The organism is Rhizobium etli 8C-3, assembly GCF_001908375.1.
GTDB lineage: Bacteria > Pseudomonadota > Alphaproteobacteria > Rhizobiales > Rhizobiaceae > Rhizobium > Rhizobium etli_B.
The window spans coordinates 362,386-376,630 of the sequence record NZ_CP017243.1; the positions used below are offsets into that span (position 1 = coordinate 362,386).

The window sequence follows — 14,245 nt, forward strand, 5'->3', positions numbered from 1 at the left end:
TCACTTCTCCATCTCGCGCCCGGTCAACCGCAAAAACACATCCTCAAGATTCGGCGGACGCTGCAGAATGCGCAAGCCCGCGCGCTCCCGCAACCGCACACGCACCTGCTCCGGGTCGGACACATAGCAAAAAAGGGTCTCGCCGCTAATTTCGACGCGATCGGCATATGGCCCGACCAGCGATTCCAATTCATGCGGATCGCCGCCGTAGATCTCAATGACTTCGCACCCGATCAGTTCATCGATCAGGTCATGCGGACGCCCTTCGGCAATGCTGCGACCTCTTTCGAGTACGCAGAGTCGATCGCATAGCCGTTCGGCCTCTTCCATGAAATGGGTGGTCAAGATGATCGTTTTGCCGCGCGTAAGCAGGGAACGCAGGCGCTCCCAGATCAGGTGGCGCGCGTGCGGGTCGAGACCGGTGGTCGGCTCGTCCATGACAAGTAGCTGCGGGTCATTGATCAACGCACGCGCTAGCGTCAGGCGCCGCTTCATGCCGCCTGAAAGTTCAGACACACGCGCATTCACCTTGCTCTCTAGGCGTGCAAACTCAAGGAGCGACGGCATGACCGCCTCGACTTTGCGTGTATTCATGCCGAAGTAGCGGCCGTAGACCAGCAGATTCTCGCGCACAGTGAATTCAGGCTCAAGGTTGTCGAATTGCGGCACCACGCCGATACCCTTTCGCGCCAAGCGAGCCTGGGCAGGCACCGGCACGCCGAGCACAGTAATCTTCCCCGCATCAGGGGCTGTCATGCCAAGGATCATGCGTGCGATCGTGCTCTTGCCCGCGCCGTTCGGTCCAAGCAGCCCGAAGCATTGCCCCGGAGAAACGCGGAACGATAGCGCGTTGACCACGGCCTTGTCGCCATATGTCTTGCTTACGTCGGAAAAATCTATTGCGGACATGAACATGCGCTCATCTGACCGTCGGGCGCCGTTGACTGGCATTTCTTCGGTTGGTTGTGTTCTTCTTGGTCCATCGCACCGTATGTGTTCATTGCGTCTCCATTAAAGGGCCGCAGCAGCATCCGGGAAAACGCCTCGTCCGTGGTAATTGGCACTCGTGTTGCAGAGCAGCCGAATGTCCCTGAGCTTGTTACATTCGAAGAGTAGCTCGGCGACTTCACGGAGAGAGTGCCTGGGATGGTCTGCAATCGTGCAGATTCATCGAGATGGACAACAGCCGGAATTCTGTCCTGGCATCTCATCCGCGTCTGATGCTTAAACAACATTTCACAATCCGGAGTTCGAGGGATGACTATATAAGGCGCACGCTCCTCCAGGCAGATCGGCGCCACGAGGCGGAGCCACGGGCTGCGGTGGCCGCGCGGCACCTATCACGATAATAGTTCTTGCAGGGAAATGCCCTGTCATTGGAACGAGACCGGGGCCCTCGACGGATTCGAGAGAACTGTCAGCATTGCACCCCTTCCATCGATGATTTGATCAATAACGCGTTGATCCGGACCGTGTTGCGCCAATGCGGCGCCAATCACGTCGAGATTGTCTAGAGTTTCATATCGCGGGTCGTTGCCCCGCTTCTCCTGCTCGACGCAGGAGGCGAGCCACCCATCCTCGACAAGCGCGTCCGCTCCGTCACGGGTCAATTTTGTACCACAGACGCGCATAGTGTCTCCATGTCTGAACGTCGAGGGTTGGGGCCGTTAAGAGGCAGAAATCGGATTCCGGAAACAGGCGAGTAAGCAATCTTCGTTGACCGACCCACCCCGACACTCAAGCCGCTCTAGCTCGAGCAAAGTTTCGTTCAGCATGCCGAGGACCGTCTCAGCACCAGCAACGTGGCCCCAGCGACGACAATTGGCGTCGCGCGCCGATCCGAAAACCAGATATCCACCTGGCGCAAGCATCCGCACTAAATTCCGAACAGCCCCTCTCATCTCGGCTATTCCTCCAACGTAGTAGAGCACTTCCGCCACAACGATCAAATCAAACCTCTCGTCAGGTGAAAACTGTTGAACATCAGAGACTATCCAGCTGATGTGCGGAGAATCCCTCATGCGTCGACGCGATCTTTCTATAGCGTGAGGCACAACATCGATCACGGTGAGCCGTTTGCAGTGGGGGGCTAGCTGCACCGTAAATGCGCCGGCAGCGCATCCCACTTCGAGCGCATTTGAGATGGATCCCTGGGCAAGCGCCAAGCGGAGCATTTGCGTGTGACGCTCACGCTCGAATGGATTGGCGTCGAGTCCCCATGGATCGGGTGCAGCCAGTTCCCGATTCAGCAATTGATAATTGTCGCTCTGTGTCAACTCGTTCACCTCGGTAAATAGATCTTACTCGTCGCTGCACATGCAGTCAGACGTCGTTCGCCTGGCAGAATCGCGGGCGGGGTTGAGCCTTCGAGGCGCTGTCGCATGTCCAGAACATTCTGTAGTGCGCGCATCAGTCGCCGGATGTTGATTCGAGTTGCCAGCAGAGCTGCGCGACAGCCAGTCGCTATTGCTCAGCGTGCACAGCGCGTAGGCTTTCAAGGGCAGTAGCAGAAAAATATTGATGAATGCATGCAGAGAGAACCCGAGGAACCGTCGTTGGCGGGCCCGGAGCGCGACAACGCTGCAGTGGATCATCGTCATGGCCACGATCATCAGGGATGCCAACCAAGGCACGGTGCCCGTCAATGCAAGCTGTGCGAGCCCCGTCAGCACTGATAGTGCCAGAAGCAGCGGTCCGAGGTTCTGTCCGACAACGTCGAGCGTAAGGAAGCGATGGAGGTTGGGCAGCAGGCGCAGCCCAAGCAACGTGTCCCGGTACGTGCTCCGCGCCCAGCGTAGTTGTTGGCGCAGATACGGTCCTAGCTTGTTCGGAACGACTGTCGCTGCGATGGCGCTCGGCACGTACTCCGTTCGAAAGCCTGCCTTCAGCATAAGAATGGTGAGATGCCGATCCTCACCGAAATCGCTTGGCTTTCCCCGAAAATACTGTGATTCGTACTGGTCAAGCAGCGAAGCGAGCGCAGAGCGACGGTAGATAGCACATGGACCGCAGCAGCACATAACGGCTCCGAAGCGAGCTTGTGCCGCACGCTCCTCGTTGCAAGCCAGCCAGTACTCCATATCGATCAAACGGGTCAGCCAACTATCGTTTCGGTTGCGGGCCGTCAACTGTCCCATGGCCGCGCCGACAGCCGGATCTTGCATTTTAGGCACGAGCTTCCTGATGACGTCAGATGCGAGGATCGTGTCGGAGTCGACGTTTAACACCATATCTCCAGCAGAGCGGCGTATCGCGGCGATCTGTGCCTTCCGTTTACCAACATTCTGGGGAAGCAGGAGAATATTGAATCTGGGGTCTCGTGCGAAGGCCTCGTGCACAGGTCGCAAAGCCTCGCGATTTTCGGAACCGTCATCAACTAGGTAAACCTGCAGCCTTCCCCCGTATTCCTGACCCGCAATAGAAGCCAGGCACTCCGAAAGCGTGCGGGGATCCTCGTTGAAGCTTGGCACGATGACATCTACGCTGGGCAGCTCCTCAAAGCCGGCCAAGCTCTGGGACGCCAATGAAACATCGGTCGGCAGAGAATAAACGGCCTGCACGCTTTTATAAGCAGTCGAGAGAAGTGCATAAAGCGAGACGGCGACAGTGCTGGTTGTGTCAAGCATATCCATCAGAACTCCCGAGGAAGCGAGCGGAATACAAAGCCGCGATCATGCAAAGCTGGAATTATGCTAGATAACGCCATGATAGTCTGGTGGCGCAGACTGCGGTCAGTTCCTTGTTGCATTTCACTGGAGGGACAACCGTCGTGCAAGAGCACGATTGACCCCGGCCGGACAGACTGCAGCACATCATTGACAATGCCGTCGGCCCCGGGAAGAGACCAGTCTCGCGGATCTACCGACCAGTGCACGGCAGTGAGTTCCGCATTCGCCGAAACCTTGAGCACTTCTTCGGTCCAGATGCCGTAAGGAGCCCGGATGTGCCGCACCACCGCCTGAGGCGACGCCATTTTTATGGCTCTGTTTGTCTCGAGTATCTGACGTTGCACCTCGTCGGGTTCGCAGTCAGACAGGTCTGGATGCGTCATTGTGTGGTTGGCGACTTCATGTCCCTCTGCAATCATTCGCTGGATCAATTTAGATTGATCGGCCAGGAACTCGCCGATGACGAAGAATGTTGCCGGCACCCGGTGTTCAGCCAGAATATCGAGAATCTCCGGTGTACAAAATGGATGCGGACCGTCGTCGAACGTCAAATAAACGCTGTGACTACCAGTGCCGTCATCGCGCTCACCGTGCACTTCGCACGAGCAATCGAGGTGCGTCATTGCTCTCGTCCTTTCCGGTAAATTATCCTGGTGGCATTCGGAGACCGGCCACCAAAGGGTAGGATGATGACGCCGCGCGTGGACGCAGGTCGAAACGCGCGCGTGGCAGCGTGTAGCGTACGCCGTTTCCCCAAAATAGCGGTCACCAGGCCGCCTCGTCTGAATCTGTCAATACCGCGGCTCGTTGCGGACTGTACCGAGTGCGATTGGTGGTGAACCCCCGAGCTGTCGACGATTGCAAGGTGATGCAATGGGCTGATCGACCGCTTATGCAAGCATTACATTCCAAAGCCACACATTTGACCCCTCTACACCACTGGGCGCGCCATCGACGACTTGATTTCCGTCAAGATGCTCGTCTAATGGATCACGCCATTCAATTCGTAAAATCGATTGTTTGGATGATACCCATTCACAGCATAGATAAAATTCGAGCTCCACGGTTCCTGCTAACGGACCGAGCCTGTTGTCGTGACTGGCGGGGGACTTGCGTCGTCGTTCCCTGGAAGAACTTATGAGCCGATTCAAGATATTGCTGGCGTACGGGTTATTTGCGATGACCAGATCACCAGTTCTCATTTCCGGGACCGTTCTTCCCATCATGGTGGAACAAGCCCTCAATCGAGAGTGTTTACCGCCCCGATGAACAAATTTTCCGGGAACGTGAACCGAGCTTCTTTAAGCCCAGGACGATACTGATGCTAACACGGTAGTTTGTGATGCCTGTTAATGTGGCGGTGCGACCAAGCTGCCGAACGCCAGATATTTCAGATGACCTGCCACTGAATTTTCATCCGGCGGCGATTAGAGCCTCGGCGGTCTTTGAAACGCTCCCAAACGTTGGACCACCGGATGCTAGAGTTTTCCGGCTTCATTCAGGGAGGCGGGCTGGTTGCGCCTCCCGAATTCACCAACGAGATCGGCACCTTGTTGCCGATCGCACCATGAGGTCTTTCCTCATTGTAGTATCTACGCCAATCCTCCATCTTTTCGCGGGCATCCGCAAGGGTCAGGAACCAATGCTGGTTCAGGCATTCTGCACGGAAGCGGCCATTGAACGCTTCGATGAAAGCATTATCAGTCGGCTTGCCGGGGCGTGAGAAGTCCAACGTCACACCCTTGGAATAGGCCCACAGGTCCAAGTCGCGCGACACGAACTCGGTCCCTTGGTCGACACGGATCGTTTTCGGATAGCCGGCTTTTTGGCACACCCGTTCAAGGGTTTGCACAACGTCTTCGCCTCTATAGCTATGACGTGGATCAAGCACCGGCACGTAGCGCGAGAAGGTGTCGACCACCGTCAGCACGCGCAGTTTCTTACCCGTTGCGAGTTGGTCGTGAACGAAGTCCATCGCCCAGACGTCGTTGGGTCCGACGGCCATGTGCCGATCCTCGCGAAGCTTGGCTTTTACCCCCCGCTTCGGTGTCTTGTTCCGCAACTGTAGCCCCAAGTCCCTGTAAATGCGGTAGGTTCGCTTGATGTTGGTGCCCCAACCCTCGCGTTCCAACAGCACATGCACGCGGCGATAGCCGTACCGCACACGGATCTCGCAGATCTCGCGAATACGACGTTCCAGACCGGCCTGATCAGCACGGCGAGAGGTATAGTGGTGAGTTGATCGATCGAAGTTCAACGCTCCACAAGCACGTCGGATCGAGATCGCCCAATCGCAGCACATGCCTTTCACCATCTCCCGCTTCCGAGCAGGCCTTAGAGCTTTCGGCGGATGACATCCTGCAACATCTCGCGGTCCAGCGTCAGATCCGCGACGATCTTCTTCAGGCGCGAATTCTCGTCCTCGAGCTGTTTCAGCCTCTTCATCTCCGGTGGCAGCATGCCCGCGTATTTTTTCTTCCAGTTGAAATAAGTCGCCTGGCTGATCCCCGCCTTCCTGCAGATTTCAGCAACCGACACGCCTTCATCACCTTGCTTCAGAATGAACGCCTTCTGAGCGTCCGAAAACTGCGACGCTTTCATCGTCTTCTGGTCCCTTTCCCAGCCAGGAAAATGCACCGGAAAACTCTAACCAAAATTGGTCCAGTTTGAAGGGTTCAGATCAATGGGCCGGACTCTAATCCATTCTGGAGGAAATTCTCAGTGGCAGGTCAGTGTGCACTGCCATCGAAAAGGCCAAAGCGATACCGCATCGACGCCCTGTGATGGTTTTCTTGTGTACGGACAGCGCGCAGGTACGGGACCATTTACTCGGTGTATTTCCCGATCAATCACTATCCCGAAATGCTTTCAGGCGGCCCAGGCCGGCCATTACACAGTGCATCGCTCGGAGTGGACGGCGGTATCTCTGCTCTTACAGAGATGTACCTTCTCGCCCGATGCGATACGGTAATTCGCTTTCCGCCGGCCAGCGCCTTCACGCGCTATGCCCGTCTCTTCGTGCCACGTGTTATTGAGTTTGACTTGAAAGATCCGACTCGCTTGATCTTGACTGATGAATCGTCCGAGCATGAGCCGGCTTGATGAACCGGCACTCCGCTGAACAAATTCTCGGCGCCCTCGCAGGATTGAGGAGAGGTGTTCACTGGATCGCGATGTGGGCGCAGCACGCGACGAGACAAGGCGGGGGCGCATCCTCTCCTAGCGTCTAGAGCAAATCCTGTTCAATCCGGATCATATCCAGCAGCCTTGAAGCAATTGGCGCATTCTGCGGGGGTGAAGCGGGGTATCAGGGCGCCAACTGCATCCCAGAGGGCGTCAATCTTTCGCTCTGCCCGACCTCGCAGCATCGCCTTCAGTTTGGAGAAGGCGTTCTCGATCGGATTGAAGTCTGGGCTGTAAGGGGGCAGGAACATGAGCGTGGCGCCGACACGTTCGATGGCGTCGCGTACACCCGCTGTCTTGTGAGCCGGTAGGTTGTCCATGACCACCACGTCGCCGATCTCCAGGGTAGGCCCCAATACCTGTTCGACGTAAGCCAGGAAGACAATTACCGTTCATGGCGCCATCGTAGACAAACGGCGCGGTCATCCCAGTGAGGCGCAACGCTCCGGTAAAGGTCGTTGTTTTCCAATGGCCATGTGGCACGCCAGCTCGGCAACGCTCACCTCGAAGTGCACGTCCGCGTAGCCGTGCCATCTTGGTCGAAAGGCCGGTTTCGTCGATGAAGATCAGCTTTTCTGGATCGAGATCCAGTTGGCCGTCGAACCAGACACGCCGGCGCTTTAGGACATCCGGCCGGTCCTGCTCCAGTGCGTGGGCGGTCTTTTTTCAAAGGTCCATCCGCGGCCTCGAAGCCAAGCGCCAAGTGCGCTGCGGCTGATCTTCACCTGCCGCTCGACGGACAAGCGCTCAACCATCTCATCGAGCGTCACATCCCTACGCTCGTTGATCAACGCGACAACGAATTCCTCGTGTGCATCCACTGCCGAAGGTCGTCTCCAGCCCTGTGGCCGAGCAGTTAACTCACCCTCTTTCGCTCTTGCAATCCAGCGGATCGCCGTCGAAATCCCAACTCCGAAACGAGCCGCAGCCTGTCGAGCCGACATGCCGGCCGCAGACGCTTTCAAAACCCGTATTCGAAGATCATCGCTCAGTGCTTGTCCCATCATCCACCTCTTCTCTGTGGATGTTTGAATCAGCATCGATGGACGCCGTCACATCACAATCGATTCATCGATCGCAGGACTTGCTCTAGCGCGTCCAAAGGCTTGCTGGATCATTGTTGTGAAGGGTAGCTATTGGGCGCCTTCGGTGAGTGGAAACGGCACCGCGCGCTCGACCCGCATCATTGGCATAGCAAGCTCGCACGTCGGCGATTCCGATGGGACGAGGACGTTCGCGCGCCACAGCCTCGTCGGCGCCTTAGCCGACGCCCTGCCTGATGCGAGGGCGTTCGTCGGGCTTGGTCGACAGATTGCCATCAAGCTGATGTTCGTGCTCTATGCGGTCGTGGGCGTGGCCGGAGCCGTTCTTTATTCCCGCATCCCGACACGTCTGGCAAACCGCTCGACCACAGAAGCCGCCGCCGCGCTAGGTCCTTAGCGCGCATCGTCCTTGCAACTCGCAACTCCCTCAGCCTCGACGCATTCGCAGGCGTGATAACGCCGGCTGCGAAAGACAGAAGATGCACTGTTGTAGTCTCCGGCTCCCGCCGCTGCTTGCATGACGGCTTGCGCCAGTCGTTGACAAAACTCAATTGGCCAGCCACCATTCCCGTTGCCCGGCCATTTGTAATGAGTAAGTCTGAGGTGGTGCCATGCCTCGCATGATCAGGTTCATGCTCACGCGTTTGGCGACGGGGTTCGCAATTGGATCCGCCGTGGGCTTCTTCGTTTGGCAAAATGGATTTGCCGCGGCAGGCACGGTTGAGAGTTATCTCGCGCAGGGCCTGTTCATCTACCTCTTCGCAAGCACCATCAGCATGGGTTATCTCGCGACGGCCCTGCTCCTCGAAGAATAACGCCGGACGCTCTCCGTCGCATGTTGGTGCTCGTTGCGCCCGTTCGTCTGCACTTCCCTATTAAGCCCGCCAGTCCGACGGTATCCGCATGTGTCGTCAGCGCCACCGTTGATGCGGACAAGGCCTGAAGCAAGCGATGAAAACAGTCGAGATGACAAGAACAATCCCGATGAGCATGACGTCCTGGTACATTTTGCGCCTGGCCATAACGGAGCAAGCGATCGCCACATTGACGGCGGTCGAATTCCGGCGCGGTTATCGCCCTACCCCGAGGTCAGCACGCCTTCCGCAGCAGGTCGACGCTGTCGACCACGACGACCCTGCCTCTGACTTCGACCCCTGCAGGACCGAGGGCAGCGAAAGCCCGCGAAAGGGCTTCGGGCGCAACCCCCAGTTTGCCGGCCAGAATTCTCTTCCGGTAAGGCAGGCGAAAGGTGGCCTGCGATGCTGAGGCCGGGCAGCGGCTGACGAGGTAATTCGCAACACGCTGTGCAGCCGTGTGCAGCCGGTCTCCCGCTATGCAATCCATGGCACCGAGCAGATGCCGGGCCATGATGCGCATCACGTTGCGACGCATGACGGGGTCCCGGTCGGCAAGCGCCCGCAACTCCACAAGGTCGAACAACGCGACCTCTGCGCCGTCGGCGGACCATGCGCTGTAGGTGTAGGAGCCGCCTCCCGACAGGAGATATTCGCCGAACGTCTCGCCCGGTTCGCAGATGCAGATATCTGCCTGGCGCCCCGCGGATTCCGACTTCGAAAGTCGCACGAAGCCGCGCATCACGCAATAGACGAACGACGCCTGCTGGCCCTCGGCGATAATCCGCTCGTCCGGTGCGAAGATCTGGAACTGAGCCGTGTCGGCCAGTTCTTCTATCCTTGCTTTGTCCAGGCCGTGAAACAGGTCAGATCGCAAAAGTATGGGATGTCTCGATAGCATCGATCTTCCTTTCGTTTCGGCCGTGAGCGGTTCAAGGTCTTTTGCAATCGGTTTCGTCCTCGACGAGGATTCGCCAAGCTGCTCCTTCAAGGTCGTCGTACTGGCGGCTCGTCAGCGACCAGAGGAACGCCAGGAGACCCATTCCCCCCATCAGCAGTGCGATCGGCATCAGATAGATCAGCATGTTCATGTGGTTTCAACTTCCGCACGTCCGCCGGCAAGCGGCTCGCTCCGTAGGCCGGGGCGCCTGCCGAAGGCATTTAATCGCAGCGCATTCGTCACGACGATGATCGACGAAGTCGACATGGCCACCGCCGCTATCAGCGGCGTTGCCAGGCCGGCGATTGCGATCGGTACCGCAAGCACGTTGTAACCGATGGCGAGAGCAAAGTTCTGTCGAATGAGGCTGGCGGATCTTCGCGCAACGGCGATTGCCTCAGGAACGGCATCGAGACGATCGTTGAAGAAGATAAGGTCGGCAGCTTGCCTGCCGACGTCGGATGCGGTTGCGGGCGCCATCGAGACCTGCGCGGCGGCCAGCGCCGGTGCGTCGTTGATCCCGTCGCCGACCATGAGCACACGATAGCCCTCGGCGCCCAGCCTCTGGAGTTCCTCGACCTTCTGTTTCGGCGCCAGGTCGCCCAGAGCTTTGCCGATACCGAGAGCCCGCGCTGTGTTGTCGACGACGGCCTGCCTGTCGCCGGATACTATCAGCGTTTCGATACCGGCTGCAGCGAGCTGGCGGAAAGCCTCGGCGGCGCCCGGACGAAGCGTGTCGTCAAACAGGAAACGGGCGAGATCGACGCCGTTTTTCGACAGGACCACCTCCGAAAACGGAGTATCGCCCGCGGGCGTGAGCCCGGTTCCGCAGGCAAAGGCCCGGTTGCCGAGCCGATAGAAGTCCGCTCCTTTCCAGGCTTCCAGCCCCCCGCCGGCGATTTCCGTGACCCTGTCGAAGGCGAAGGGGTAAGAGATGTCTATGTCCCGCACCAGACCCTGGGAAAGCGGATGCCGTGAATGCGCCGCCATTGCGCAAACGATGGCGCTATTGCCCGCGATCGCGTCGCTTCGGACGAGGCGGGGCCGGCCCATCGTCAGGGTGCCGGTCTTGTCGAAGGCCACCATGTCCGCGTCGGCCAGTCTTTCGAGCGCCGAACCGTCCTTCACCACGATGCCCCTGCGGAAAAGTTCGCCGGCGGCGACCACCTGGACCACCGGTACAGCAAGGCCCAATGCGCAGGGGCATGTGATGATCAGCACCGCGACCGCGACCAGCATGGCCTGTTTCCAATCGCCCCCAAGCAAGCCCCAGGCGAGAAAGGAAGCCAGCGCCAACAGGTGCACGGCGGGAGAATAAAGTGCTGCGGCGCGATCGGCGACCCGGCGATAACGAGCCCTGCCGCCCTCGGCCGCTTCCATCAGGCCGATGATCTCGGAAAGAAGCGAATCCCTTGCCACTTTGGTCGCCCGCAGGACGAGCGAACCGGTCAGGTTCATCGCACCCGAATTCAGCGCGCTGCCTGCGGCGACGGCGACCGTGCTGCTTTCACCGGTGACGATGGAGAGGTCAACATCGCTCTCGCCGCTGACGATCATGCCATCGACGGGAATGCGTCGGCCGGCGGCAATCGCGATGTTATCCCCGACGGCGATCTCTTCGACCGGGATGTAGTGCCGCGACCCGTCCGGCATCATCAGCTGCGCCCCGCGCGGCGCCAGTCTGGCAAGCCCGTTGATCGCGGCGCGGGCTTTTTCCCGCATTACATGATCGAGGGTTCTGCCGATCAGCAGGAAGAACAGCAGAGACACCGACGCGTCGAACCAGGCATGTTCGCCATGGTGCATGGTTTCCCATAGGGAGACCGCATAGGACAGCGTCACTGCAAGCGAGATCGGAACATCCATGTTGGTGCGCCTACGCTTGAGCCCGCTCCAGGCCGATTTGAAGAAGAAGCGTCCACCATAAATCAGCGCCGGCGCCGCGATCATCGCCGAGATCCAGTGAAACATGTCGCGCGTGGCCGCATCGGCGCCCGACCATACCGACACCGAGAGCATCATGATGTTGGCGGCCGCAAAGCCGGAAACTCCAATCGCCAGCAGTAGCTGGTTCCGGATCCTGTCGGTTTCGGGTGCTGTCGACGTGATGAGATGGGCGCGGTATCCGGCCAAGGTGATCGCGGCGAGGATTTCGGAGGGATCGGTCGCCTTCGCCTCGATCTCTTCCTGATAGACGCAGGTGACACGCCGGGCGGTGAGATTGACCCGGGCTTTCCTGACGAACGCAAGCGCCGACAGCGCTTTTTCGAGGGTCAATATGCAGCCGCCACAGTGGACGTCGGGTACGCTGAGGTCGATCTGGCGTAACCCTGCCCCGAGCGGGTGGCTTGCAAGGCATACCTCCTCGGCGCTGGCGGATGTCGCGCTGAGGCCGAGAACGCTTTCCGCATCCATCGAGCAGCAGGTCATTGGCGGAACTCCGCGGTGTCGAAGCGTTTGGCCTCATGCATGACGACCGCCCCGTTCATTCTCGATATGGCCTCGACGATCCAGTCGCCGGCGACAACCTGGTGATCGGCTTCGAACCGCCCTTCGCCCGTCTTCCGGAGCGTCACGCGGAAATCCTCATGATCGCCGACGGGCCGTTTGAAGTTCAGCGTGACATCATCGATGATCGCAGGCGTGCCGGCCTTGTCGTGGATGTCGTAACGGATTTGGATGCCCTTAACGACGAGCGCGCCCTCGACGCCGGAGGCGGCCATTGCCTTCATCGCTGCCGCCCTGGTGTTGAATTCCTGGCTGGCCACATAGGTGTTTTCCACGACGATGCCACTCCAGCTGGACGCAGCATAGAAGGCCATGGTGGCGTTTACGGCGATCACTACGGCGAAGAATGCCGAGGTGGCAAGCAGCACGTGCAAGCCGGTAAAGCCCTGAGTAGAAGTCTTCATTTCACGTCTCCCGGCGCGTTGAACGCGGCGCGATAGCTCGCCCGGTCGGCTTGACCTGCGTCTTGACCTATATCTTCGATGACGAAGAGGAATTCGTTGATCTCTGCCCCGTCTGGGGCGCGCGTGACGAAGACCTTGAGCGTCGTGGCCGCGTCGGGTTCGACGTGAGCGGTGAAGCTGCGGGCATCCTGCCTGCCGAACTCGGGAATGCGCATTGTGCCCCCCTCCAGCCCGACGAGGGTGATGGTCACGTCCCGCGGCTTCGGCACCATGTTGAGGACATGCAGCGTGTAGCCGTTTCGGATGGAGCCGTCGCTTTCCAGAACATATTGAGGGTTCCGGTCGTGGATAACGTTGAGCCTGAGCCGATCGCGTAAGGCGAGATGGACGACCATGGCGACGCCGATCGATGCCCAGACGACACCGTAGAAGACAATTCTTCGGCGGAAGATGATGCGCCAGTCGAAATTCCGGACAGCTGGCATGAAGCTTCCGTCGTCGTTTCGGACATTGGAGGGCTGGATGGCTGTCCGTCCTCCGTCAGTAGCAAGCGACATGTTGCTCGAATATTCCTTGAGCGTCGCATAGGCGATCAGGCCGTGTGGCTTCCCGAGCTTGTCCATGACGCCGCCACAGGCGTCGATGCAGAGGGCGCATGTGATGCATTCCATCTGCTGGCCGTCGCGGATGTCGATCCCCATCGGGCAGACGGCGACGCAGGCATTGCAGTCCACGCAATCGCCCACCGGCAGACCCTGAGCCTTCTTGCCATGGCGCGACCGCTGCTCGCCCCGCCAGTCGTTGTAGGTGACAACAAGCGAATTCTCATCCAGCATCGCGCCCTGAATGCGCGGCCACGGACACATATAGGTGCATGTCTGTTCGCGCATGAGGCCGCCAAGCACATAGGTCGTCGCGGTCAGGGTGGCGATCGTGGCATACGCAGCGGCAGGAGCGCTGCCGTCAAACAGTGAAGCCGCCAGGCTCGGCGCGTCGGCAAAATAGAAGATCCATGCTCCGCCCGTGGCGACGGCGATCAGCAACCAGATCGCGTGCTTGATCACCCGCTTCCTGAGCTTGTCGAAAGTGAAGGGGTCGGCATCGAGCTTCATCCGAGCGTTTCGGTCGCCTTCGACGGCGCGTTCGACGACGATAAAGAGATCGACCCAGACGGTCTGCGGACAGGCATAGCCACACCAGGCGCGGCCGACAGCGGCGGTGAGGAGAAAGAGGCCGAAGCCCGCCATGACGAGCAGGCCCGCCACATAGTAGAATTCCTGCGGCCAGATCTCGATGAAGAAAAAGAAGAAGCGCCGCGAGGCGAGGTCGACGAGGATTGCCTGATTGGGCGCATAGGGACCGCGGTCCCAGCGAATCCACGGCGCGAGGTAATATGTGCCAAGCGTGAGCAGCATCAAGACCCATTTGAACCGGCGAAAGGGCCCTTCGGCTCGTTTCGGAAAGATCTTCTTGCGCGGCGCATAGAGAGACTGGCGGTTGCGCCGGGCGTTGACGGGTTCGACGCGAACGTGGTCAATGTCATTTAGATTAGGGCGGGTATAGAGATTCATAGGACCTGTCCGATTTTCACCACTCTTTTCCCAGCCGTGGCGGATCCGTTCCTTGATGCAGATCAAGAACGACC

13 protein-coding genes and 4 pseudogenes are annotated in these 14,245 nt (G+C 58.9%); 4 read left to right on the top strand and 13 right to left on the bottom strand.

Annotation, left to right across the window (positions count from 1 at the left end):
* The 6 genes and pseudogenes from nodI to nodB form a co-directional block, all read right to left on the bottom strand.
* On the bottom strand, positions 1-915 hold the full coding sequence (gene nodI / locus AM571_RS24320) for a nodulation factor ABC transporter ATP-binding protein NodI (RefSeq protein ID WP_018247215.1): 915 nt from the start codon (positions 913-915) through the stop codon (positions 1-3).
* Between the two features lie 99 nt (positions 916-1,014).
* Positions 1,015-1,307 (bottom strand): annotated as a pseudogene (locus AM571_RS36580) (carbamoyltransferase C-terminal domain-containing protein); the annotation flags it as partial.
* Positions 1,308-1,373: 66 nt separating this feature from the next.
* Complete coding sequence (locus AM571_RS24330; protein ID WP_004679207.1) at positions 1,374-1,631, bottom strand: carbamoyltransferase N-terminal domain-containing protein; 258 nt, start codon at positions 1,629-1,631, stop codon at positions 1,374-1,376.
* 36 nt (positions 1,632-1,667) lie between these two features.
* Complete coding sequence (gene nodS, locus AM571_RS24335) at positions 1,668-2,285, bottom strand: nodulation methyltransferase NodS (protein WP_010028264.1); 618 nt, start codon at positions 2,283-2,285, stop codon at positions 1,668-1,670.
* 15 nt (positions 2,286-2,300) lie between these two features.
* The gene (nodC, locus tag AM571_RS24340; protein WP_004679211.1) at positions 2,301-3,632 is read right to left on the bottom strand and encodes a chitooligosaccharide synthase NodC; all 1,332 of its coding nucleotides are present in this window, start codon (positions 3,630-3,632) and stop codon (positions 2,301-2,303) included.
* Positions 3,632-4,291 (bottom strand): chitooligosaccharide deacetylase NodB, encoded by a 660-nt coding sequence (gene nodB, locus AM571_RS24345; protein WP_004679213.1) that lies wholly within the window; start codon positions 4,289-4,291, stop codon positions 3,632-3,634. Before nodB ends, nodC begins: the two co-directional genes overlap by 1 nt.
* A gap of 401 nt (positions 4,292-4,692) precedes the next feature.
* Between nodB and AM571_RS38260 the strand changes: the two are divergent.
* Positions 4,693-5,062 (top strand): annotated as a pseudogene (locus tag AM571_RS38260) (nodulation protein NodZ); the annotation flags it as partial.
* A 104-nt stretch (positions 5,063-5,166) separates the two neighbouring features.
* On the opposite strand, the gene AM571_RS24355 reads toward AM571_RS38260, so the two are convergent.
* Positions 5,167-6,269, bottom strand: a protein-coding gene (locus AM571_RS24355; protein WP_085994809.1) for an IS3-like element ISRel21 family transposase whose coding sequence is annotated in 2 segments (ribosomal slippage) — positions 5,167-6,008 and positions 6,008-6,269 — 1,104 coding nt in all. Because the reading frame shifts where the segments join, the coding sequence is not laid out codon by codon here.
* A 125-nt stretch (positions 6,270-6,394) separates the two neighbouring features.
* Here AM571_RS24355 and AM571_RS24365 point away from each other — a divergent pair.
* Positions 6,395-6,770 (top strand): annotated as a pseudogene (locus tag AM571_RS24365) (nodulation protein NodZ); the annotation flags it as partial.
* Positions 6,771-6,910: 140 nt separating this feature from the next.
* Here AM571_RS24365 and AM571_RS35885 read toward each other — a convergent pair.
* Positions 6,911-7,855: pseudogene (locus tag AM571_RS35885) on the bottom strand (IS630 family transposase).
* 118 nt (positions 7,856-7,973) lie between these two features.
* Here AM571_RS35885 and AM571_RS24380 point away from each other — a divergent pair.
* Complete coding sequence (locus AM571_RS24380; protein ID WP_018247218.1) at positions 7,974-8,291, top strand: hypothetical protein; 318 nt, start codon at positions 7,974-7,976, stop codon at positions 8,289-8,291.
* A gap of 214 nt (positions 8,292-8,505) precedes the next feature.
* Positions 8,506-8,709 (top strand): hypothetical protein, encoded by a 204-nt coding sequence (locus tag AM571_RS24385; protein WP_004674430.1) that lies wholly within the window; start codon positions 8,506-8,508, stop codon positions 8,707-8,709.
* Between the two features lie 274 nt (positions 8,710-8,983).
* On the opposite strand, the gene AM571_RS24390 is transcribed toward AM571_RS24385, so the two are convergent.
* Genes AM571_RS24390 through ccoG form a run of 5 tightly spaced genes read right to left on the bottom strand, consistent with a single transcriptional unit; the run spans position 8,984 to position 14,171 of the window.
* The gene (locus tag AM571_RS24390) at positions 8,984-9,649 is read right to left on the bottom strand and encodes a Crp/Fnr family transcriptional regulator (protein WP_004674428.1); all 666 of its coding nucleotides are present in this window, start codon (positions 9,647-9,649) and stop codon (positions 8,984-8,986) included.
* Positions 9,650-9,680: 31 nt separating this feature from the next.
* Entirely contained in the window at positions 9,681-9,839 is a 159-nt protein-coding gene (ccoS, locus tag AM571_RS24395) for a cbb3-type cytochrome oxidase assembly protein CcoS (RefSeq protein ID WP_004674425.1), read from the bottom strand.
* The gene (locus AM571_RS24400) at positions 9,836-12,118 is read right to left on the bottom strand and encodes a cation-translocating P-type ATPase (protein WP_004674422.1); all 2,283 of its coding nucleotides are present in this window, start codon (positions 12,116-12,118) and stop codon (positions 9,836-9,838) included. The genes ccoS and AM571_RS24400 overlap by 4 nt, the downstream gene beginning before the upstream one ends.
* A complete protein-coding gene (locus AM571_RS24405; RefSeq protein ID WP_004674419.1) occupies positions 12,115-12,600 on the bottom strand; it encodes a FixH family protein in 486 nt (161 codons plus the stop codon). The genes AM571_RS24400 and AM571_RS24405 overlap by 4 nt, the downstream gene beginning before the upstream one ends.
* Positions 12,597-14,171, bottom strand: coding sequence for a cytochrome c oxidase accessory protein CcoG (gene ccoG, locus AM571_RS24410; protein WP_004674417.1), 1,575 nt, complete (start codon positions 14,169-14,171; stop codon positions 12,597-12,599). The genes AM571_RS24405 and ccoG overlap by 4 nt, the downstream gene beginning before the upstream one ends.
* Positions 14,172-14,245 lie beyond the last annotated feature (74 nt).

Excerpts from the sequence above, each read along its gene's own strand:
- nodI (WP_018247215.1), bottom strand. The coding sequence starts at position 915 with ATGTTCATGTCCGCAATAGATTTTTCCGACGTAAGCAAGACATATGGC.
- AM571_RS24330 (WP_004679207.1), bottom strand. The coding sequence starts at position 1,631 with ATGCGCGTCTGTGGTACAAAATTGACCCGTGACGGAGCGGACGCGCTT.
- nodC (WP_004679211.1), bottom strand. The coding sequence starts at position 3,632 with ATGGATATGCTTGACACAACCAGCACTGTCGCCGTCTCGCTTTATGCA.
- nodB (WP_004679213.1), bottom strand. The coding sequence starts at position 4,291 with ATGACGCACCTCGATTGCTCGTGCGAAGTGCACGGTGAGCGCGATGAC.
- AM571_RS24385 (WP_004674430.1), top strand. The coding sequence starts at position 8,506 with ATGCCTCGCATGATCAGGTTCATGCTCACGCGTTTGGCGACGGGGTTC.
- AM571_RS24390 (WP_004674428.1), bottom strand. The coding sequence starts at position 9,649 with ATGCTATCGAGACATCCCATACTTTTGCGATCTGACCTGTTTCACGGC.
- ccoS (WP_004674425.1), bottom strand. The coding sequence starts at position 9,839 with ATGAACATGCTGATCTATCTGATGCCGATCGCACTGCTGATGGGGGGA.
- AM571_RS24400 (WP_004674422.1), bottom strand. The coding sequence starts at position 12,118 with ATGACCTGCTGCTCGATGGATGCGGAAAGCGTTCTCGGCCTCAGCGCG.
- AM571_RS24405 (WP_004674419.1), bottom strand. The coding sequence starts at position 12,600 with ATGAAGACTTCTACTCAGGGCTTTACCGGCTTGCACGTGCTGCTTGCC.
- ccoG (WP_004674417.1), bottom strand. The coding sequence starts at position 14,171 with ATGAATCTCTATACCCGCCCTAATCTAAATGACATTGACCACGTTCGC.